This window comes from Streptomyces sp. NPDC053673, from assembly GCF_055585225.1.
Genome location: NZ_JBVJKN010000003.1, coordinates 391,831 through 406,838 on the forward strand (window position 1 = coordinate 391,831; position 15,008 = coordinate 406,838).

Annotated in this window: 13 protein-coding genes and 1 pseudogene; 5 read left to right on the forward strand and 9 right to left on the reverse strand. The window is 70.3% G+C overall.

Translation table 11 applies throughout. The features are described from left to right. Positions 1-46 precede the first annotated feature (46 nt). Positions 47-1,429 (reverse strand): M64 family metallopeptidase, encoded by a 1,383-nt coding sequence (locus ACZ6ZQ_RS07475; protein WP_469767611.1) that lies wholly within the window; start codon positions 1,427-1,429, stop codon positions 47-49. A 138-nt stretch (positions 1,430-1,567) separates the two neighbouring features. Here ACZ6ZQ_RS07475 and ACZ6ZQ_RS07480 point away from each other — a divergent pair, with 138 nt between their 5' ends. The 3 genes from ACZ6ZQ_RS07480 to ACZ6ZQ_RS07490 all read left to right on the forward strand — a co-directional run bounded on the left by ACZ6ZQ_RS07480 (position 1,568) and on the right by ACZ6ZQ_RS07490 (position 5,447). Further along, on the forward strand, positions 1,568-2,908 hold the full coding sequence (locus ACZ6ZQ_RS07480) for a helix-turn-helix domain-containing protein (protein ID WP_469767612.1): 1,341 nt from the start codon (positions 1,568-1,570) through the stop codon (positions 2,906-2,908). A gap of 396 nt (positions 2,909-3,304) precedes the next feature. Then, positions 3,305-4,264 carry a DUF4331 family protein gene (locus ACZ6ZQ_RS07485; protein WP_469767613.1) on the forward strand — a complete coding sequence of 320 codons (960 nt, stop codon included), beginning with the start codon at positions 3,305-3,307 and terminating at the stop codon, positions 4,262-4,264. 301 nt (positions 4,265-4,565) lie between these two features. Then, entirely contained in the window at positions 4,566-5,447 is an 882-nt protein-coding gene (locus ACZ6ZQ_RS07490; RefSeq protein ID WP_469767614.1) for a S1 family peptidase, read from the forward strand. 158 nt (positions 5,448-5,605) lie between these two features. Here the strand turns inward: ACZ6ZQ_RS07490 and ACZ6ZQ_RS07495 are convergent, their stop codons facing one another. After that, on the reverse strand, positions 5,606-7,012 hold the full coding sequence (locus tag ACZ6ZQ_RS07495) for an amidase (protein WP_469767615.1): 1,407 nt from the start codon (positions 7,010-7,012) through the stop codon (positions 5,606-5,608). A gap of 68 nt (positions 7,013-7,080) precedes the next feature. Continuing rightward, entirely contained in the window at positions 7,081-8,184 is a 1,104-nt protein-coding gene (locus ACZ6ZQ_RS07500; RefSeq protein ID WP_469767616.1) for a hypothetical protein, read from the reverse strand. A 201-nt stretch (positions 8,185-8,385) separates the two neighbouring features. Between ACZ6ZQ_RS07500 and ACZ6ZQ_RS07505 the strand changes: the two genes are divergently transcribed. Further along, positions 8,386-8,772 carry a hypothetical protein gene (locus ACZ6ZQ_RS07505; RefSeq protein ID WP_469767617.1) on the forward strand — a complete coding sequence of 129 codons (387 nt, stop codon included), beginning with the start codon at positions 8,386-8,388 and terminating at the stop codon, positions 8,770-8,772. A gap of 117 nt (positions 8,773-8,889) precedes the next feature. Here ACZ6ZQ_RS07505 and ACZ6ZQ_RS07510 read toward each other — a convergent pair whose 3' ends face one another. From ACZ6ZQ_RS07510 to ACZ6ZQ_RS07535, 6 genes and pseudogenes are all read right to left on the reverse strand, one after another. Then, positions 8,890-9,552 carry a lysophospholipid acyltransferase family protein gene (locus ACZ6ZQ_RS07510; protein WP_469767618.1) on the reverse strand — a complete coding sequence of 221 codons (663 nt, stop codon included), beginning with the start codon at positions 9,550-9,552 and terminating at the stop codon, positions 8,890-8,892. Between the two features lie 134 nt (positions 9,553-9,686). After that, positions 9,687-10,409 (reverse strand): ATP-binding cassette domain-containing protein, encoded by a 723-nt coding sequence (locus tag ACZ6ZQ_RS07515; RefSeq protein WP_469767619.1) that lies wholly within the window; start codon positions 10,407-10,409, stop codon positions 9,687-9,689. Between the two features lie 61 nt (positions 10,410-10,470). Next, positions 10,471-11,043, reverse strand: a pseudogene (locus ACZ6ZQ_RS07520) (hypothetical protein); the annotation flags it as partial. A 170-nt stretch (positions 11,044-11,213) separates the two neighbouring features. Continuing rightward, positions 11,214-11,963, reverse strand: coding sequence for an SDR family NAD(P)-dependent oxidoreductase (locus tag ACZ6ZQ_RS07525; protein ID WP_469767620.1), 750 nt, complete (start codon positions 11,961-11,963; stop codon positions 11,214-11,216). Positions 11,964-12,066: 103 nt separating this feature from the next. After that, positions 12,067-13,281, reverse strand: coding sequence for an amino acid aminotransferase (locus tag ACZ6ZQ_RS07530; protein ID WP_469767621.1), 1,215 nt, complete (start codon positions 13,279-13,281; stop codon positions 12,067-12,069). Further along, a complete protein-coding gene (locus tag ACZ6ZQ_RS07535; RefSeq protein ID WP_469767661.1) occupies positions 13,274-14,257 on the reverse strand; it encodes a DMT family transporter in 984 nt (327 codons plus the stop codon). Before ACZ6ZQ_RS07535 ends, ACZ6ZQ_RS07530 begins: the two co-directional genes overlap by 8 nt. A 161-nt stretch (positions 14,258-14,418) precedes the next feature. Here ACZ6ZQ_RS07535 and ACZ6ZQ_RS07540 point away from each other — a divergent pair, with 161 nt between their 5' ends. Continuing rightward, complete coding sequence (locus ACZ6ZQ_RS07540; protein WP_469767622.1) at positions 14,419-14,976, forward strand: Lrp/AsnC family transcriptional regulator; 558 nt, start codon at positions 14,419-14,421, stop codon at positions 14,974-14,976. Positions 14,977-15,008 lie beyond the last annotated feature (32 nt).

The following is a 15,008-nucleotide window of genomic DNA, read 5'->3' on the forward strand; positions in this document are numbered from 1 at the left end:
GTGGCGCAGCCGGGTGATGGTCTCACCCGCTGTGCAGGCCGTCGTCTCAGAGCCGGACCCTCCAGCTGACGGTGGACTTCAGCGTCCCGGCGATCTTCGGGTCCCGCACTGAGGGCGTACGGTCCTCGACGGTGACCGACAACGTGTGCGTGCGCAGGTCGAGCAGCCGCAGAAGCAGGTCCGACACCCGCACCCGAGTACGGCCGGCGAAGGGCTTCAGCTCCTTGCCGTCCAGATACCAGCGGATCCTGAGCTGACGCCCGTCCGCGCCCGTCAGCCGGGGTACGGCGACTTTCGCGGTGTCTTCCAGGCGGAGGGTGCGACTCGTGGGGGTGACCGCGGTGACGAGGTTCGCATGGCGGTGGAAGCCTGCGATCATCGACTCGACACCGGGCAGGTTGAAGGGCTTGCCGAGGGAACGCATCAGGGAGTTGTCGGTGGGCCGGTACAGCCCCTTCACGTAGTAGCCCCCGCCCTCGTACGTGCCGACGGTGCCGCCGTCGGGGGACTCCTCGCCCAGCCAGCGGTGCCACTTGGCCCGCTGCCCGGCCATGTCCTCGGCCGTCAGTACGGAGATGTTGGAATCGGCGGGCTCGGGGCCCGTGTATTCCTCGTAGCCCGGGTAGTCCGGGTAGTAGTACTCGTCGGCGAGCTTGCCCAGCGAGTGGCCGGTCTCGTGGATGGCGACCTGGCCGGACTTCTCGTTGCCCGCCGAGGCGGTCGAGATCCCTTCGTAGCCGAGGGTCGCACTCGGCTCGTTGTAGCCCGCGCCGCCGTACTTGGCGCTGTTGGCGAGTACGAGCACCAGGTCGGCCTCCGGTGCCTTCGCCACGTACGCGTCGACCTTGTCCTGGTCGATGCACAGCAGCCGCTCGATGTCGTCGCACCAGAAGTACGATCCCAGGGCCGTGTCCCGGACGATGTCCGGACCGGGGTCGCCCGAGACGCCGGACTGGTTCGAGACGGCGTCGACGGCCCAGACGTTGAAGAGGCTCTGGTACGTCGTGTACGGCTCGACGGCCGCGAGCTCGGCCCACTTCTCCCTGGCGTCGGTGTGGAACCGGTCCAGTTCGGCGGTGGTGTAGCCGTCCCCGACGACGACGATGTCCAGCCGGTCGTCGGTGGAGCCGTTGTCGATCAGTTTGGTGACCTCGCCGTCAGCGGCCTCCTCTGCCGCCGAAAGCCGGGAGGACGGCTGGTCCCGGCCCTTCTGCGGTACGTGCGTGTGGCCGGATCCGGCGGCTGCGCCGTGCTCCGGCCCGGGTATCTCGACCTCGACCCCGGCCGCGGCCCCCGCCTCGGCCGCGGCCGCCGGTCCGGAGGGTGCCACGGGACCGGCGGCCGCGCTGCCGGGTGCGCCGGCCAGTACGACTGTGAGGGCAGCGGCCGTGCCTGCCACCGCCATGACTCCGCGCCGAGCTGAACGCATGGAATTCTCCCCCTGCCAAGCAAGTTAAGTGAACGCATAAGCATGCTGAACGGATTGCTTAACCTAGGTGGAGGCACGGAAGGTGCGCAATCCCTACTGCCCCTGAATACTGGGGAGTTCAAGAAACAGGGGGTTCCCATGGACGAACCGGCCGAGATCGGCCTTCGGGTGCAGCGCCTGCGCAACGAACGCGGGCTGACACAGCGACAGTTGGCCGAACCTTCCTACACCCCCGCGTACATCTCGACACTGGAGTCCGGCAAGGTCCGGCCCTCCGAGACCGCGCTGCGCTTCCTCGCGGAGCGGCTCGGCACATCCTTTGAAGAGCTGTCCACCGGCCGCCCCGCCCATCTGGCCACCGAGCTGCGGCTCGCCCTCACCGACGCCCAGCAGCAGCTCGCCACCGGCTCCGCCGACGAGGCCGCCGTCCGCTACCGCCGGCTCCTCACGGACGCGGAACACCTCGGCCTCGCTCCCGAGCAGGCCGAAGCGCTCCTCGGACTCGGCGAATGCGCACTGGAGACGGGCGAACTGACCAACGCGGGACGGCACTTCGAGGCGGCACAACAACTCCTGGCCGGTGAACCGCTGCCCCGCCGGGCCCGCGCGATCCGGGGCCGCGCCATCGCCCACCTCCTCGCCGGGGAGCTGCGCTACGCCTGCTATCTCCTCGAGTCCACCATCGACGAGCTCGGCGCCAGCGGTCTGGCCGACCCCGAGGCGCTGGTGCTGCTGTACGCCGCCGTCATCGGCCCGTACATCGACATGGGCGCCCATGCCCGCGCCGCCCACGCCGCCGAGCTCGCCCTGGCCCTGGCGCCCCAGGTCAACGACCCGGCGCTGGTGGCGGGCATGCATCGGCAGGTGGCCCGTACGTTCCTCGCCGAAGGGCGCACGACCGACGCCGACGCCTCGCTCGCCAAGGCCCAGGCGATCTACCGGCAGCTGAGGCTGCGGACCGACCTCGCGCACTGTCACTGGATGCGCGGCTACGTCCACGCACAGAACGGCGAACTCACCCTCGCCGAGGAGGAGTTGCGCACCGCCCGGGACATGCTGACGGCCAAGCGCGCCGTGCTCTACACCGCCCAGGTGGAGGTGGAGCTGGCCGACGTACTGCGCCGGCTCGGGCGGCTCGACGAGGCGGCCGGCCTGCTCTCGGCACTCCTGGAGCTGGGCGACCGGCACGGGGCGGTGCATGCGGGCGGCGCACACCGCCTGCTCGGGCTCATCGCCGAGGAGCGGGGGCAGACCGAAGCCGCCGAGGAGCACTACGTCCTGGCGCTGGCCCTGCTGGAGCGCAGCGGGGCCAGCGGCGACCTCGCCGACCTGTGCCGTCTGCTGGGCGACCTGCTGCGGCGCAGCGGGCGCACCGAGGCCGCGCTGGACGCGTACCGCACGGGACTGGGTCACCGGGCAGCCCCCGGCACGACGACCCTGGGACCGGCCCCGGCGGCTCCGTCGATGCCGCGCCGCTGAGAGCTGCCCGGCGACGGCGACACCTTTCGGGCAGAGACTGCGGCGGGCCTCCGCTCTGCCGAGTACACCGGACGCACCCTGCGTGAGCACTACGGCCTGCCCCGGCCCGCCAACCGGTTCACCGGGGCGGCCTCCGACGCGAGGCGGGTCGTTCGAGCGGCCGTACGAGTCGTGAGCCGAACGTGTGACGGCTCTCCGGACGGTCGGCCGGTCGCCATAGCATCGACCGCCTGCTCGCGGAGCGGCGACGCGCCTGGCACGCCTTGTTGAACCGGTTCCCCGTCTCCCACGGGTGAACCGGTTACTGCCTGTGGGCTTGTCGTGCCGCGCCCCGGGCCGGGACGCGGTCGACTGGGGATGCTGCCGCATTCCTTCGCACGACCACCCGGGAGAGACATGTCGCACCATCTCAGCGGGCCCGACCTCCGTTCCCCGAAAGGGGACGCGCGCCTCGACCTGACGGATCTCTTCGTCTTCCCGGCCCCGGGCGGCCATCGCACCGTCCTCATCATGAACGTGAATCCGTTCGCCCCCAGCCAGGGCGACGCCTTCCACCCGGAGGCGGTCTACCGGATCAACGTGGACACCGACAGCGATCACCGGGCCGACGTGGCGTACAGCTTCGTCTTCTCCGAGCCACTCGACGGTGAGCAGACCGCGACCGTCCTCCGGGCCGTCGGCGATGCGGCGCGCGATCACGAGGCCGCCGGGGAGGTTCTCTTCACCGAGGTCCCCGTCGCGTTCGGGCCCGAGCCGTTGCCCGTCGTGTCCGGCGAGCACCGCTTCTCCGCCGGCCTGCGCAGCGACCCGTTCTTCGCGGACCTCGACGGCATCGTCAACGACTTCACATGGACGGGCAACGACTTCGGCGCCGACAAGAACGTCTTCGGCATCGTCCTGGAGGTGCCGGACTCCGACCTGGGCGACGATCCCATCGGCGTGTGGGCTCGCGTCAGCGTGCGCGAGAACGGCGAACTGCTCTCGGTCGATCGCGGCGCCCACCCCTCCCTCACCGCGTACTTCAACGCCAACGAGGTCAAGGACTCCTACAACGCGGGCGAACCCGCCGACGACTGGGCGACATACCTCGAACCGTGGTCCGCGGTCCTCGCCCGCACCGGCGGCTACGACAGGGCGGGTGCCGAGCGGGCGCTGCGCACCGTGCTTCCCGACATTCTCGACTACGACCGCGAACGGCCCATCGCGTACCCCAACGGGCGCACCCTCACGGACGACGTGACCGACGCCCGCCTCGCCATGGTCACGGGCGGCAAGATCACCGAGGACCACATCGGCCCGCACACCGACCTGCTGCCCGAGTTCCCGTACCTGGGCCATCCGCACCCCCTCGGGTAGCCCCCGGGCTCTGCCTCTGCTCCTGCCGCTGCCTGCAGCACGGGATGTCCTGACAGAGGCAGAGGCACGGGCCGGACGGTGACCCCACCGCCGTGCTGGTGGGCGGCGCGGTGGTGGCGACGGCGTCCGGAGCGGCACACGCGATGCTCCACGGGCCGACCTCCCGCGCTCTTGTGCCCGGCTCCCCGCTGCCCGATACTCCAGCGCAGCGCTTGTCGGGAACACGTCACCCATCCTGTCCCCGGCTGCGCCTCACGGGCCCCTCACCCCCCGGGCCCCTCCCATCCCCAGGAGGAGATCTGTGAGGAACGAGCGCACCACCTCCCCCAGCGGCATCGCGAGACGCATCCAGATGCTCGCCGCCGCGTTCGGACTGGCAGCCGCCGCCGTCGCCCTGCCGAACGCCAACGCGGCCACCCTCCAGACGTACGGCGCAGCCCAACTCGGCCGGGTCAGCGACGCAGTGGAGAAGGCCGGGGTCGGCGGCACCGCCTGGCATGTCGACAGCGCTTCCGGACGGGTCGTCGTGACCGCCGACAGCACCGTCTCCAGCGCCGGGATCGCGAAGATCAAGAAGGCGGCGGGCGCGGATGCGGGCGCCATCCAGGTGGAGCGGGCCCCTGGTGTCTTCACGCCGCTCCTCGGCGCGGGCGATGCCATCTACGGCGGTGGCTACCGCTGTTCGCTCGGCTTCAACGTCGTCAGCGGCAGTACGTACTACTTCCTCACGGCCGGCCATTGCGGCGACGTCGCCGACACCTGGTACACCAACTCCGGTCTGACCACGCTCATCGGACCGACCATCGGCTCCAGCTTCCCGGGCAACGACTACGCCCTCGTCCGCTACGACAACGCCTCGCTCAGCCACCCGGGCGGTTTCAGCGCGGCGAACGCCTATGTCGGTGAGCCGGTCAAGCGCACCGGCTCCACGACCGGCACACACAGCGGCACCGTCACCGCGCTGAACGTCACCGTCCACTACAGCGGAGGCGGAGGCACGGTCCGCGGCATGATCCAGACCAACGTCTGCGCCGAACCCGGCGACTCCGGCGGCCCGCTCTACGACGGCAGCAAGGCGCTCGGCATCACCTCCGGCGGCAGCGGGAACTGCTCCTCCGGCGGCACGACGTTCTACCAGCCCGTCCCCGAGGCGCTGAGCAAGTACAAGGTCAGCGTCTACTGACGCCGGTTACGCAAGAGGGCACGAGCCCTCAGGTGAGGCACTGAGGAGCTCCTACGGCACGGGGCGTCCCACGCCGGGTGGTGAGCATCCGGTGCGGGGCGTCCCACTGCCTGCGGCCCTGCTGCCGGAGCGACCAGGCGACGAACGCCCACCAGCAGCTACGAGGAGGATCTCGGCGGGGTGTCCCCGGCCCAGGGGCGAGCGGTCTCGAGTTGAGCGGCCAGTGACAGCAGTGTCGTCTCGTCGTCCCGGCGCCCGACCAGCTGTACGGCGACAGGCAGGCCGGAGTCGGTGAACCCGGCCGGGACCGAGGCCGCGGGGTTGCCGGTGACGTTCCACAGCGCGCAGTACGCGATCATCGGCATCGCCCGCAGCACGGCCCGGACCGTGCCGGTGCCGCTCAACTGGCCCGTCCTGGGCGGCAGGCTCGCGATCGTCGGGGTGAGCAGCACGTCGATCCGGTCGAAGACCCGGTTCGCCTCGGCGGCGACCTTCTCACCCTGCGCGATGCCCCAGCGCGTGACTCCCGGCCGGGCCCACGCGCCGAGGCGCACCGTCTCACGGGTCCGCCGCTCGAGCCGCTTGTAGTCGTCCATCGCGAAGGCCTCGGTGCGCAACCCGGCGAACCATTGCGGCACGAACGCCGCCGTCGGGTCCGGGTAGCGAGGATCGATCTCCTCGACGTGATGGCCCAGTTCTGCGAGCAGCGCCGCCGTATCCGTGACGGCCCGAACCACCTCGGCCGCCGGCCGCACTCCGCGGGCGACCGGCTTGGTGGACCAGCCGATCCTCAGCCGCCCGGGTCCGCTCGCGGCGGCCGCGGCGAACGAGGTGGCCGGCTCGGCGGCACGGAACATGTCCCCGGCCGTGGAACCTCGGATCGCGTCGTGGACGAGGGCGCAGTCCAGCACCGATCGCGTCAGCGGACCGATCACGCCCAGCCCCCACCACAGGTGCGGGTGCGGGGAGGTGGAGACGCGGCCGCGTGCGGGCTTCAGCCCGAACAGTCCGCAGCAGGCGGCCGGAATCCGGATCGAGCCGCCGCCGTCTCCGCCGATGGCCGCCGGAACGAGACCGGCCGCGACGGCCACCGCGGAGCCACCGCTGGAACCACCCGGTGAGTGCTCGAGCGACCACGGGTTGCGCGTGGCGCCGTGCGCCGACGACTCGGTGAACGGAAACAGGCCGAACTCCGGCATGTTCGTCTTGCCGATGACCACCGCCCCCGCGGCACGCAGTCTGCGTACCACCTCACTGTCCGCTGCCGCGGGCCGGGTGTTGGCGGCGGTGCCGAACGTCGTCACGTGACCGGAGACGTCGTTCTCCTCCTTGACGGCGACCGGCACCCCGTGCAGCGGACCCCGATCGTCCAGTGGTATGGCATCCCGCCGAGCGGCTTCGGCCAGCGCCTCTTCGGCCATGACCACGGTGAACGCGTTGAGGGTGTCGTCGTGGTCCTCGATGCGGGCGAGCAGCAACTCGGTGAGCTCACGGGCTGATACCTCACCGGCACGGACGGCTGCGGCCTGCCCGGCAACTCCTGCGTACACAAGATCCTCAGTCATTGACGGGGAACGTACATCCGGCCGCCGTCGCCCACGTAGCGCAAGCCATGGTGACGCCCGTCACATCCTCACTCCCTGGACGTCGTCGGGCGGTTCCCCTTGGACTTCTTCTCGGACTTCTTCGCTGCGATGCCCCGGGCCAGTTCGAACGCGGCAACCGGGTCCGCCTCGTTGTTCCAGGGCGCCGCGCCGCACCAGGGGCCGATACGGCGGAACTGCTCCAGTGCCGCCTCGTGGAGTCCGGCCTTGCCGAGGTGGTAGGCCAGCTTGTGGCGCAGCCGGGGCAGGCGTTCGTCTTCGCCGGGCACCTGATTCAGGGAGTCGGCGACGGTTTCGAGCAGTTCCCTGGCCTTGCTCGAGGAGGGTACGGCCGAGGAGCCCTTCTCGAGCTCGTCCAGCGCGTGCAGATGCATGCCGGCGAGCGGGCTTCCGGCCGGGGCGTACCGTACGGCACGCTCGGCGAACTCCAGCATCAGCTCGTCGGAACCGAACCACTTCGCGCACCAGTACTGCAGGGCCTGCCAATGGCCGGCGTAGTGGTACGGGGCACGCGCCACGAGCCCTTCCCACAGCGGTCGGAACTGGGCTCCGGAGTACTGCACTCCACGGGCGGCGGTGACCATGACGACCCACGGACCGGGGTTCAGCGGATCGAGTTCGGCGGCCTGCTTCGCAGCGGTGATCGAGGCGGGGAGCAGCTCCCGGAATCGGTTCATCCGCTCAGCCGGGACCTTGTGCGCGTACTCGGTGCCGCGGATCGCCCAGGCGCGGTGGAGGAGCATCTGGGCGTGCAGGGTGGCGGCGTCGCAGTTCTCCGGCTGAACCGCGCGCCAGTCGTCCAGCCAGGCGTCCGCTTCGTCGGCGATCTGCTGCAGCAGTTCCATCCGGGACCACCGCTCGTCCCAGTCCTCGCCGGCGGCCTCCACATACGCGGCCGCCGGCCGCCAGTCGCCCTCCCAGGCCGCGTCCGCGACGGCCTGAATTTCCTTGTGCCGATAGAGGGGCGCGGGCGGCCCTGCGCGCTGGGGGTCCAACTGCTCCCGGGGCACGAGTCCGTACTCCTCGGGCACGAATCGATTGCGGACCCAGCTCTTGCGGCGCGCAGGCGCCAGGAAGATGCCGCCCAGCCAGGCGAAGATTGCGCCGGTGATGACGGCGAAGATGATTGTCACGGCCGCGATCATCCCTGGCCACAGTCGCACAGAGCAACAACTTTGGCCATGGCTCGGCCTGTGCGCCCGGGCCCATTTGACGTGCACGCTCTCGATCCGCGCCGCCTCGGCACACCGGGCGGCCCGGCAGCGCGCCTGCTGGGCGGACAATTTCGGCGAATCCGGCTGTCGGCACCACTCGCCGCCACTACGGTGACGGGCATGAGCGCCGACGACATCAGCCCCGCCGACCAGTGGCCGATCCCCCCGGCCTGGATGTTCGCCTGCACCGACTGTGTCCGCCTCTACGAGACGATGAAGGACATCCAGGCCGTCACCGACGAACGCTGGCTCACCGGCCAACGCGGAGTGGACTGGGACCCTTTCGACAGCGCCGTGAGCTCACAGATCCGCGTCGCCCATCATCTCGCATCCGCCCACCCGGACCTCCTGCCGGACTGGGACCCGGCCTGCGCACGGTGCACGGAGCACCAGGCCCACCTCGCCAGACTGACCCAGTCGGGCACAGGGCCGGGAACGGCAACAGCAGCCGGCGAGCACCGCGCCTACCACCTCTTCGCACCGCCGCGCAGAGCGGGACTCATGTAGCCGAGCCGAAAGCCGGGCGAGCGCCCGCGGTCTGTCCTACGGCACTCCCCCGGGCCTCCGTGTCACCGTCCGTGCGGGGCCGTCGCGGGCTCCGGCGTTCCTCCGACTCGACGCGAACTACGCAGCGAACGCGGCGGGTTCGCCGAGGCGGGCAGCCGCTGTCCGCCACGCAGCCGTCACTGCCGTGCGGGCCTGAGCAGTCCGCATGGCACCGTCACCGGTCAACTCGAGCGGAGCTCCCACGTGGACGTGCAGATTCGGGCGGCGCAGTGGCGCGGTGGCCAGGCCCGCGATCTGCTTGGCAGCATTCCCCGAGATGACCCTGCGTGCCCCGGCCTGCCCCACAGGAACGACAGGAGCTCCGGTGCGGAGGGCGAGCCGGGACAGGCCACTGCGGAAGGGACTGGGGGCCGCCTCCGCGGCGTCCTTGCGGCGCGGGAGGCCGCCCTCGGCGTAGATGAGGACCAGCCGTCCCCTCTCCAGGGCCGCTGCGGCGAGGTCGAGGGCGTCCGCAGCCCGCCGGGTCCTGCGGAACACCGGGACGTGTCCTCCGCGGGCCAGCGTGTGCCCCAGGAGCGGGACACGCCACAGGCCGGCGGCAGCCATGACGACCGGCTCGACACCGAGGCGGTGCAGAGCGGCGAGCACGATGGCGGGGTCGGCGAGCGAGGTGTGGTTCGCGGCGAGAATGCTGCCCGGCGCCAGTTCGGTACCGTCGTCGGCGGTCACCGAGAGGCGTCCCACCGCGGGCACCAGAACACCGGCGATACAGCTGAGCATGTTGGTCTCCCGGTCTCGACGATGTTGAGCTACATCGTCGGCGGCGAGCGGCCTGCGGGCGTGAGCAGGCGTACTCAACTCCACCCCGGCGCCGTACCCGGATCACAACCTTGCACGCGCAGGAGTCGGGCCGGCTATCGGTCCGTTGCGAGTGCCTCACCGCCGCCGGCGGAGGCAGATCGCCGGGAAGCAGCCGCCGCGTCGAGGGACACCTCCATGGTCCAGGGTCCCGCGCCGAGCAGTTCCAGGTGGTGGGTGTGCAACGCGTTCAACGTGCTGCGATGACCGACGCTGACCAGCATGCACTCGGGCAGTGCATCGTGCGTCAGGGTGTAGAGCGCGTGCTCGATGCCCTCGTCGAGGGCGGACGTCGCCTCGTCGAGAAAGGCCAGACATGGCCGGCTCAGGAGGATCCGGGCGAACCCGAGGCGCTGCTGCTCGCCCGGAGACAGGATGCGCGACCAGTCGATCTCGTCGTCGAGCCGATCCTCCAGGTGGCCCAGGTGCACGCTGTGCAACACCTGGCACACCCGCTCGTCGTCCATCCGGTGCGCAGACTGCGGATAGGCCAGCGCGGTGCGCAGCCTGACCAGGGGCAGGTACGGCCGCTGGGACAGGAACAGGGTGCGGCCGTCGGTGGGTCGCCATACGGTGCCCTCGGCGTGCGGCCACAGGTTCGCCAAGCTGCGCAGCAACGTGGTCTTGCCGCTGCCCGAGGCACCCTTGATCAACAATGCCTGCCCCGGGTTCAGGCTCAGACTCAGTCCCTCGATCAGGGGCCGGCCGTCGGGACGGCGTACCGTCAGGTCCTCGATCTCCAGCGCGTCGGGAAGGTCCGCGGCTGTCAGGGACGGCAACGAACGAATGCGTTTCTGTGACGAACGAGGTGATGTCTTCCTGGATGCGCTGGTCGGGGTTGTCGACCGGCGCTTTCACGAACCGCACCCGGTGGTAGGCGCGTCCCTTCAGCCAGTCGGCGACCATGTGATCGGTGAGCCACATCTGCCAATGGATGACAAACATCTCGTCGATGAGAGAGGTGAGCAGCGTGCTGACGACGACGATCGTTATCAGCACGCCGGCGATGGCGATGGCGTACCAGAACGCCTTGGAGTCCATCCTCTGCAGCGCCGTGATGAAGTCGTTGTTGACAAAGGTGAACAGCAGGGTGAGACGCACCGTGAGGGTCGTCAGCCACAGCATCAGGGCGAGGGTGAGCAGCGGTCGCCAGCTGATCCAGCTGCGTCGGGGCCGGAAATAGGGAAAAGCGATCCGCCGGAATTTCTGTCCCCAGTGGGTGTAGCGCGCCAGCAGGACAACGACTACGGCGAAGGCGGCCACAGTAATAGCAAAGGCCTTCCCCATCCAGATGAGACTGGTGAGCCTTCGCGCTCCCAGTCCAACGATGCACTCACAAGATTCTCCCGCGGCAGCATTCTGTGGTGGTGCAGGTTCTGCCTCAGTACGCCACAGCGCACGGTGCACCCTCATGTAGCGGAATCTCGTGGCTGGACATTCTCACGCGATCTTGGTGGCCGGTTTGCGGCCTGCGGAAATGCCGTCCGGGAATGACCACCTTGCCTTCATCCGCCGACCGCAACGCGATCACCCGGTCAGGACCCCTGTTCGACCGGACAGGCTCGTTGTCGGCGGATCGCGTCTCAGGTCAGATTCAGCCCGCCGTCGAGCACTATGACCTCACCGGTGAGATAGGTGTTGGCGATCACTGAGGCCACCAGGTCCGCCACATCGGCGGGCTGGGCCGGGCGGCGCATGGGCGCGCGGTCCCGCCACAGCTCGTGCGCCTGTGCCCAGTCCTTCGTCATCGGCGTGTCCACCAGCCCAGGCGCCACCGCGTTGACCCGCACCTCGGGTCCGAGCGCGGCCGCGAGCAGCCGGGTCACGTGATTCAGCGCGGCCTTGCTCGCCGCGTACGGCACCGATGAGCCCTTGGGGCGCACCCCGGCGTGGCTGGTGACGTTCACGATGCTGCCGCCCGCGGGGGACTGGCGCAGCGCCGGAAGTGCCGCCGTGCACAGCACCCATGGCGCGATCAGGTTGACCTCCAGCAGCTGCCGCCAGTCCGCCGGTGTCGCCGCGGCCAGGTCGTCGTGCGGGATCGGCCGGCTGATGCCCGCGTTGTTCACCAGCACGTCCAGCCGCCCGTACCGGTCGAGCGCCGCATCGACCAGCCCCCGGGCTTCCTCCTCCACCGCCAGATCCGCCCGCACGTACGCCCCGCCGAGCTCCGCCGCCAGCGCCTCCCCGGCCTCCGCGCTGCGCCGAGAGTGCACGACGACCCGCATCCCGTCCGCCGCCAGCCTCCGTGCGACGGCCTCCCCGATCCCCGACGTGGACCCGCTGACCAGGGCGACGGGCCGATCCGCTGGTTCGATCTGTTCGATCCTCATGCCCGCGGATCCTGCCACGGGCCCCGGTGACTGGTCGGCCGCCCGTCCTCATCGCACCGGCCGCTTCACCTGCGTGTGCGCGGGCGCGGGGCGCGGGGCGCCGTCAGACGAACGGGACGGCGCGAGCCGTGTCGACGGTGCCGAGGACCGCGGCGATGCCCTGTGCCAGGAACGGGATCCGGTGCGCCGATACGCCGGCGATGTTGATGCGCCCCGAGGCCGTGCCGTAGATGGCGTACTGCCGGCGCAGCCGACGCATGTCGTCCGGCGTGAGCGGCAGCATCGAGAACATGCCCTTCTGCCGCGCGAGCGCCTCCGCCTGGACGCCGCAGCCCAGCGCACCGAGGTGTGCGACCAGATCCGACCGGTTGGCCGTGATCCGGTTGCGCATGACGTCGAGTTCGGCCTGCCAAGCGGCCCGCAGCTGCTCGTCCTCGAGGATGGTGGTGACGACGGCGGCGCCGTGCTCCGGTGGCATCGAGTACAGCGTCCGTGCGGCGTTCTGCAGTGCCGTTTCCACGTGCCGCAGCGCCTGCCGCGACGATCCGAGGACGACTGCGCAGCCGGTGCGGTCGTTGTAGAGGCCGAAGTTCTTGGAACAGCTGACGGCGATGAGCATCTCCGGGAGCCGGTCGGCCAGCATCCGGGTCGCCCTCAGGTCGGCCTCCAGGCCGTCACCGAGCCCGTGGTACGCCAGGTCGACGAAGGGAACCCAGCCGTTCGTCGCGGCGAGCTCGGCCAGCGCCTCCCATGTCTGGAAGGACGGGTCGACTCCGGTGGGGTTGTGGCAGCAGCCCTGGAGCAGGACCACGTCTTTGCTTCCGGCGGCACGCAGGTCGTCGAGCATGCCCGTGGTGTCGGGGAGCCCTTCGGTGTCGAGTCGGCCGTATGTCCGGACCTTCAGACCGGCGGCTTCCAGGATGGGCCGGTGGTTGACGTAGGCGGGGTCACTGATCCACACCGTCGTGCCCGGGTGGGTCTGGCGCACCAGGTCGGCCAGCAGCCGCAGTGCTCCGGTGCCTGCCACGGTCTGGACGGCCGTGGCGCGTGCGGTCAGGGCTTCGGTCCCCAGGACCATGGACAGCATGGCGCGGTTGAAGGCGGTGTTGCCCGAGAGTCCGCGGTACTCCTTGGAGGCGGAACGTTCCGCCAGGTGCAGCTCGGCCTTCCGGACCGCTGTCATGACGGGGGTGGTCCCGGTGTGGTCGCGGTAGACGCCGAGGACGAGGTCGAGGCGCTCGGGACGCGTGTCGGCGGCGTACTCGGCGGCAAGGTCCCACAGCGGGTCGACGGGCGGGGAAGGGAGGAGCTCAAGCATCAGCGGGAACCTTGTGTCGGGGGCGGCGGTTGGCGAGGACCACGCCGGAGGTGATGAGGGGGACGCCGACGAGGACGGACAGGGTCGGCGACTCGTGCAGGAGGGGGATGGCGAGCAGGACGACCGCGACGGGGCTGAGGCTGCCGACGACCGAGCTGCGCTCCGGTCCCAGCCGGCGGATCGCGAACGCGTACAGCAGACCGGCACACAGGCCGACACCCAGGCCCTGCACGACGAGGAACAGCGCGATGTCGCCGCCGGTCGCCCGGGCGAGACCGGTGGGCAGGACATCGGTCAGGGCCAGGATCGCGATGACGGCGAACGACGGCAGGCACAGCAGCCCGATGGACCCGACCGGGTCGAGGTCCACTTCCCGCAGCCCCACGGTGTACAGGGCCCACAGGCCGCTGGCGACGAGCAGCGTGCCCGAACCAAGCAGCACGTCCTGGTCCAGCGCGGCGGTGTAGCGCCACACCAGCGCGACGACGCCGGCCACGATCAGCACCAGCCCGGCCCTCTGCGTTCCGCGCGGAGCACCTCGCCCGCCCGCAACCATGAGGGCCGAGACGAACAGCGGGACCATCCCGGGGACGATCGCACCGACGAATGCGGCCGACGTCAGCGACCCGCCGTACATCGCCGCGAGGAAGAACGGCACCCCGGCACCGCAGACGATCTTGGCCGCGGGACCCGGCCGCACGGCGGCCAGCCGGCGTCGGCGCCGCCACAGGGCGGGCGCCAGGACGACGAGGGGCACGCCGAACCGCAGCAGGGCCACGTCGGCGGGCAGCAGGGTGGAGGCACTGAGAGCGCGGGCGCTCAGGGCGAACGCGGCCCAGATCGTCACGGTCAGCACCAGTGCCAGGATTCCCGCCGTCTGCGGAGAGAGCCGTATGCCGGCGGCACGGAACACCGTGGAGGCGCTCTGGGAGGAGCTCTCCACCCCGGCGGGCGGCGCTGCCGCCGGCGCTTTCATCGTGACCACCGAAGATTCCTCCCGCCCGAATGACCTGCTCGGGCGGCGCTGACTACCGACCCTGGCTCTTGCCAGCAAGGTTAGAGCCATCAGCGGGGCAGCCGATTGCTAGTTCTGCCCTCGAAACCTAGCCTGGAGACAGAATCTGCCAAGGAGTGACGATGGACGCTGTGGATCTCCAGATCATCCACGAGTTGCAGGCGGACGGGCGGCTGTCCAACCAGGACCTGGCCGACCGTGTCCGGCTCTCCCCCTCGCCCTGTCTGCGCCGGGTACGCCGCCTGGAGGAGTCGGGCCTGATCAGCGGCTACACGGCCATGGTGGACCAAGTCGCCTTCGGCCTCCCGATCACCGTGTTCGTACGGGTCCGCCTGGAACGCCACACCGCCGAGGCCGTCAATGTGTTCGAGCAGCACGTCGGCCTCATCGAGCACATCCAGGACTGCTATCTGATGGCGGGCAGCAGCGACTACCTGCTCAGAGTCGTCATCGAAAGCCTGGAGGCGTACGAGACGCTGGTGCGCACGCAGATCCACGCCATTCCCGGCATCACGTCGATCGAATCCAGCTTCGCGTTCGGAAGCGTCAAACAGTCCAAGGTCTATCCGCGCCCCGGCAGCCCGTCGCGACCCGGCGCTGCCACCCCGCACACGGGCCGGGGGTCCGGCCGCCGGTCCGATGGCGGGGACGACCCCGGGAAGATCGTGCCTGCCATGTGATCCAACTCCACGCTTGCGTACGGCAGTCCATG